This window comes from Methyloglobulus morosus KoM1 (genome assembly GCF_000496735.2).
In the GTDB taxonomy this organism is placed as follows: Bacteria; Pseudomonadota; Gammaproteobacteria; order Methylococcales; family Methylomonadaceae; genus Methyloglobulus; species Methyloglobulus morosus.
Genome location: NZ_AYLO01000028.1, coordinates 1 through 6,510 on the forward strand (window position 1 = coordinate 1; position 6,510 = coordinate 6,510).

Below are 6,510 nucleotides of genomic sequence, written 5' to 3' on the forward strand. Positions count from 1 at the left end.
GGTGTGTTGCCAGGCATGGAACCGGTTTGCCAGCCAGCCCGACACTATTAGAAATCTGTGTACCCGACAGTGGGCTTTATTAATATAAGAAACTATTGGCATTGGTATGATCTGCTGAACCCTTGGAATTTTGGCGAAATTTTTACGAGCAAGTAGAGATTGGTAAGAAAATATCGCCCTCTCCTGATGGAGAGGGCTGGGGTGAGGAGAATCAAAAAATAAGGAAAAATGCTTTAAATCCCCCTCATCCTAACCTTCTCCCTCAAGGGAGAAGGAACTCAATTACTTACTAAACAGTATTGAGTTTGTCTAGCCAGAGCTACACACTACTTAAAATAGCGTATAATTCAGCTTATTGTTTCAGATAAAACCATCTTTTCCAAAGGGTTAAGCCTATGTCTATCAGTATGAGAAAAATCACCCATCAAGTTTCCGTCGGCAATGTCAAAGTCGGCGGCGGTGCACCGATTGTGGTGCAGTCGATGACCAACACCGATACTGCCGATGCCGCAGGAACGGCCAAGCAGATCATGGAGCTGGCCGATGCCGGTTCTGAATTGGTGCGGATCACCGTCAATACCGAAGAAGCGGCAGSGGCCGTGCCTGAAATAAAGAACCAATTGCTCAAGAACGGTTATTCCGTGCCGGTTATCGGTGATTTCCATTTTAACGGCCACCGTTTGTTGGAGAATAACCCCGCTTGCGCGGAAGCCTTGGACAAATATCGCATCAATCCCGGCAATGTGGGCAGGGGTAAAGCACGCGACCCGCAGTTCCAAATGATGGTGGAATTTGCTTGTAAATACAATAAACCCGTGCGGATCGGTGTGAATGGCGGCAGTCTCGATCAATCGGTGTTCACCCGTTTGCTGGACGAAAACCGTGCCTTGACCAATCCAGAACCTTTAGCCGCCGTCACCCGCAAAGCCATCGTATTGTCGGCATTGGAAAGTGCAGCGAAAGCGGAAGAAATAGGGCTGGGCAAAGACAAGATCATTCTCTCTTGTAAAATCAGCAACGTGCAGGAATTGATCAGTATTTACCAGGATTTAGCCAGCCGTTGCAACTACACCTTACATCTAGGTTTGACCGAAGCAGGCATGGGTTCTAAGGGCATCGTGTCGTCTTCTGCGGCTTTAGGCGTTCTTATGCAGCAAGGCATAGGCGATACCATCCGTATTTCGCTCACGCCTGAACCTGGCGCATCGCGCACCAAGGAAGTCATCGTCGCCCAGGAATTACTGCAAACGATGGGCTTCCGCTCGTTTACCCCGATGGTTATCGCCTGCCCCGGCTGTGGACGCACCACCAGCGATTATTTCCAGCATTTGGCGCAAGATATCCAAACCTATTTGCGCGACCAAATGCCTGTCTGGCGTACCCAATATCCTGGTGTGGAAGCCATGGAAGTCGCGGTCATGGGCTGCGTGGTGAACGGCCCAGGGGAAAGCAAAAACGCCAATATCGGCATTAGCTTGCCCGGCACGGGCGAATCTCCCGTCGCCCCGGTTTATGAAGACGGCGTGAAGACCGTCACCTTAAAAGGCGACCGTATTGCTCAGGAATTTCAAGGTGTTGTACAGCGTTACATTGAATCGCATTATGGTGTGTAATTTTAAGGATCAACGCCATCACTTTTGTAGGATACGTTTCGCGGTTTTAATTTTACAGTACAAACTTAACCGTCGATATTCGCATCGTTAACTCCACCCTTCCCTAAAGCAGCCGTCCATTGCTTTCCCGCACAGGATCTGAGATGGGAAAAATCTTGAAATTATAGAATGTGTTGATAGAAAAAAGGCGACAGGGAATTTTCCCTGCCGCCTTCCTTAATATCAGGAGTTGATTGACCAGCCTAGCGGGTATTAGCCGTCAGGTTAGCCGTTACTGTATTTAGCATCCCACTCACGCCAATAATGCTAAGCGCACCGTTGGCCGTTACACTTTTTGCTGGGGCGGTGTAACGAACTACGACGTTGCAACTACGGTTGACACCCAATCTGGCGCAGTTCGTAGAAACCTTGCTGAAGCGTGCGCCGTTCACCCTGAATTTAGACAAGTTCAGGGTTGCCGCTACGTTGCCAATATTCTTCACAGTTACCGTCAGGTCTTTGCTGGTATTCCGAGTTACCGTACCGAACTTAATTGAAGTTTTGGTGAATGCCAGTACGGTATTAGTCCCGGTGTTGATTGCCGGAATGGCTATTGGCGCAACATTGGCCGCACTAAGCGCAACGGGTGCCTGTGCTGCCGGAATAATTTCGGCACCTATACCGATACCAGTCAGCGGTACGGTTAGGTCAGTCGTGTTAGCCGCATTGCCTGAGAAACTCAGGTTAGCCTGCCGCGTCCCTACTGCAGTGGGCCTGAATGCAACTAATACGGTACAGCTTTGGCCAACATTAAGGACACCAGGCGAGACGGGGCAACTACCGCCAATCCTAATGAAGTCCCCTGGATTAGCTCCCGCGAAATAGACATTCGTTACTGTCAGGGGTACTCCACCACTGTTGCTTAACGTCACCGTTTGGGTGGCACTGATCGCAGGGGCCGGCAGGAACTGAGTGCCTGGGAAATTAACACTCGCCGTATCAATGCTTGCCAATGCAATCGCTCCCTCAAATACGGCTGTACAGGGAGCACCAGCCGCCCCACCTATAACACCAGGGCCGTTTTCAAAGATTGTCAACTCGTTACCTGCCAGCGGATTTTTGCCAAGCCAGACAGCTCGCGATTCCGCGCCAGGAAAAACCATGCCGATGGCATTGGTTCCACCGACAGCCCGAAACACATCGTCTACCGAAAGATTCGTGTACGCAGCTGTCCAATTGACTGACCCAGGTGAATCGTATGCCAAGACACCATCCGCTATTGCTGAAGCCGCACGCAGCACCCGCTTACCGTTCAGCTCGAAGAGGTTAGCGCTTCCCGTCACCAATCGATTCTCAAGTTGACCAACGGGTATAGGTTGTCCGTCGGCAGTTTGCGCCGTGCCATGGACCACAACGGTATTGGCATTGATCGCGATTGGTCGTTCTGCTGTCACATTGGCCACTGTCGTTTGTTCAGCGATACCCGTGGTTTCGTCCACAATGCGGATCACATCGCCTGCGTGCATATCAGGCGTAGTACCGAGCCAGCATGTGCCTCCAGGATGATTAACCTCAAGTGTACCTGTCAGGTCACCTACCGTATTTTGTATTTGGCCTGAAATGAATTTTGTGGCACCACGGATTAACTCAAAGTGAAAGGTATGTCCTGGAAAATAATATCCAGAAGCCGAAATAAAATCACGTGCAGGAAACCCGATCAGCGAATGTTTACCTGTGGGCGTATCATTGGCGATAACAGCCGGACCGGAAAGCGCTGAAATAGCGGAGCGGTGACCTACTGAATCGAATGCATCCACCGTGTAAGTATATGTGCCCGCAGGTAGGTTAGCATCAGTATAGGTTAACGTTGAACCGTTCACCGTCGCGATTGGTGTTGCCGAACCGTTACGGTAAACACCGTAACCTGCCACGCCGATGTCATCAGTCGAGGCAACCCAAGTGATTGCAACATCTTTCCCACTGACCGGATCTGGGTTAGTGACACTCGCAATAGGTGTGCCGGGAACGGACGGGGCAAAATTATCCGGTGCATCGGTAACCGTAAGGGTTATTGAAGCCGATTGTGCCGAATGATTGTTTGCCGCATCAAATGCCTCTACAGTATAGGTATAGCTATCGTTGATGAGCAGATGGGCAGAATCTAACCCATCTGTGAACGAAGTCGCATCTCCGGCAACCGTTATATCCAATGGCGAGCTATGTAGGCTAGGGTTGCGATGCAGGATGTAATGATCCACTCCTACATTGTCAGTGGAAGCCGTCCAAGTCAATGCTATTGTGGCAACGGGGTTACCCGCTATATTCCCAGTGCCTACAGCACCTGTCAAGTTGGTCGCTAGCGTCGGTGGCGTAACATCACTCGTGACGATGCCACCTGGGTTTGACAACGAAGCCAGATCAGACATATTGCCGTATAAATTACCCAATCCCGTAGAAATCTGGGCAATGCTGTCTGCGCCCAGGCCAAGCGGTGAAGCCGTGTCGAAAGCGCTCAGTTTAAAGTTGTGCGGCCCCGGAGTAACATTATTGAGCGTGAAGCTGGTAGCGGAAGAGCCGGTATTTGCGACTGGGGTAGTGCCATCAAAAATACGGTAGCCCGCCACGTACCAGTCGTCTGTAGACGGCGACCAATTGAAAGTCACTTGGTTGCCGATGACTGTCGCCGTGAAGCTAGCGGGTATTGTTGGCTTGCTGGTATCAATCGATTCAAGTGGCCTGGTACATCCTGGGCCTGCAGGTCCAGGTGGATTTGCGTCAGGTGAGTTTTCGAAGATGGTTGCCTCGTTGAGCAACGCAGGATCCCTGCCTAGCCAGTGGATGCGCGTATCTGCACCAGGGAACACCTTGCCTGTCGAACTGCTCGTTCCACCAGCCATACGGGCGACATCGTCCGCACTGAGGTTGGTATAAGTCGCCGTCCAATTGACCCCCATCGGATTGTTACTGGCTATGGCATCGTAAGTTAATGTCCCGTCCGACCCCAATGCGGCACGCATGGAGCGACGGCCATTGAAGTCGAAGTGATCACGGGTCGCGATCATGCGTTGCTCTATTTGGTCAAGCGGAAGCGGTTGACCATCTGCACCAAGCGCTGTACCGTGAATTTCGACGATGCCATCATTTGAAAGGCCGGGTATGGTTTCGTCCTGAATAATGTGCGGCTTGAATGCCGTCACACCGGCTATACGGGTTTGGTCTATGGATCGGATATGATCGGGGTTATCGGTAACGCTGTCATTGTAGGCAATGGTGCGGACAATGTCACCCGCACGTATTTCGGGTGTCACGCCTTCCCAGCAAGCGCCGCCAGGATGGTTGACCTCGGCAAAGCCGTCGGCGGTGGGGATGATACCATTGGCGGAGCTGACAATAATCTTGCTCCCATCTGGACCTTGGCGCAGAATTTCAACTGTGACCTTATCGTCAAGCTGATAGCCACTAGGTGATATGAAGTCACGTGAAGGGAATGCGATGATATTAATGGGGAGTAGCGGTGGCTCGTGAAACTGAGGTAAGGACTCGAAAGTGCCTGGGTCGATTCGGTTTACTGCAGTAATTGGGTCTGCAGTATTTGAGAAAGCTGAACCGTTCCCCACTTCGTCAAATGCTTTAACTTGGTAAGTATAAGTGCCAGGCGGCGTGTTACGGTCAACAAATGTAGAAGGTGCCGGCGCAGAACCGTCAGGATTAGAGAGGGTGAAGATGTTTGTACCGTTGCGATAAATACCATAGGCGGTTACGCCGACATTATCAGTTGAATCGTCCCAATCGAGCGTGACGGTATTGCTGTTATCTACGCTAGCGATTAGGTGAGCGGGAATACTTGGTGGAACCAACTCGCTACCCGCAGGTGGCGGCAGGACTTCCAGCGGTGCAGTGCATGGAGCGCCTGGGCCTGGGGCAATCGCCCCGCCAATTTCATAGACCGTTGTTTCTAAGGCTGGGGCTAACGCGTTGCCCAACCACATTCCACGCGATTCAGCGCCCAGCGCAATAGTGATGTCTGCATCGCTCAAGCCGCTGTAGGTTGCCGTCCAGTTGATGCCATTGGGATTGGCTGAGCCAATCGGGTCATAAGCCAGCGTACCGTCGGAACCGGCGACGGAAGTCGCCCGTAAGGTGCGTTTATTGTTGAGTTGGAATAATTCCCCCGGAGCAACAAGGCGTTGTTCGAGAATTGATATCGGCAACGGAACGCCTACATTGTCTTGGGCTGCCCCGTGAACGACTATAGTGCCCGGAGCGGTTTGAACGGGACGCTTTGCGGTAATGTTCTGCACAATGGTTTCGTCGGTGCGACCGATGTTAGTGCCTTGCATAACTTCAATCTGTATACGGTCACCCGGACGGATGTCAGGGGTTTGGTCTTTCCAGCAGGCGCCGCCCGGATGGTTGACTTCGACAATACCGGAGAACGTACCCGGTGCGTCGGCTGGATCGCCCTGGGGCGAAATCCAGTCGGCGGCATTTTCACCGGTCGTGCCGCCCGTGGCAGCACCGTAGATTAAGGGGTCGTGGATTACTCGGACGACAACCTTATCATCGTTCGAATATCCGCTGGCTGAAACGAAGTCCCGTTGTGGAAAATCGATGATATTAATCGGCGCGTCAGGGACAGCACACACGGCAGCACTTGTCACTAGCGTTACTAATGTAAAAACATGGCGCGCGGATTTTATCCCTCTGCCCCTTAAAATTTCTTTTTTGTTATTCACCTTAGACTCCTGTGTATAACGATTTTGCCAAGCAGAGACGACACTGTTACTTGTTACGGCCAATTCTGCAGTTCTTGTGTCCATGAATTTCATAAACTTTTCGCCATCGCAATACGGATCGAACGACCATGACGCGTTGTTTTTTGATTTATCTTGAAGTTGCTATTTGTGGATGCAGTCTT

The 6,510-nt window shown here is 51.4% G+C and carries 2 protein-coding genes; one reads left to right on the plus strand and one right to left on the minus strand.

Annotated elements, in window-relative coordinates:
• The first annotated feature begins 395 nt into the window (after nucleotides 1–395).
• Nucleotides 396–1,613 carry a flavodoxin-dependent (E)-4-hydroxy-3-methylbut-2-enyl-diphosphate synthase gene (ispG, locus tag MGMO_RS04075; RefSeq protein ID WP_023493763.1) on the plus strand — a complete coding sequence of 406 codons (1,218 nt, stop codon included), beginning with the start codon at nucleotides 396–398 and terminating at the stop codon, nucleotides 1,611–1,613.
• 242 nt (nucleotides 1,614–1,855) lie between these two features.
• Here the strand turns inward: ispG and MGMO_RS04080 are convergent, their stop codons facing one another.
• A complete protein-coding gene (locus MGMO_RS04080; RefSeq protein ID WP_161808461.1) occupies nucleotides 1,856–6,328 on the minus strand; it encodes a choice-of-anchor D domain-containing protein in 4,473 nt (1,490 codons plus the stop codon).
• Between the last annotated feature and the right edge of the window lie 182 nt (nucleotides 6,329–6,510).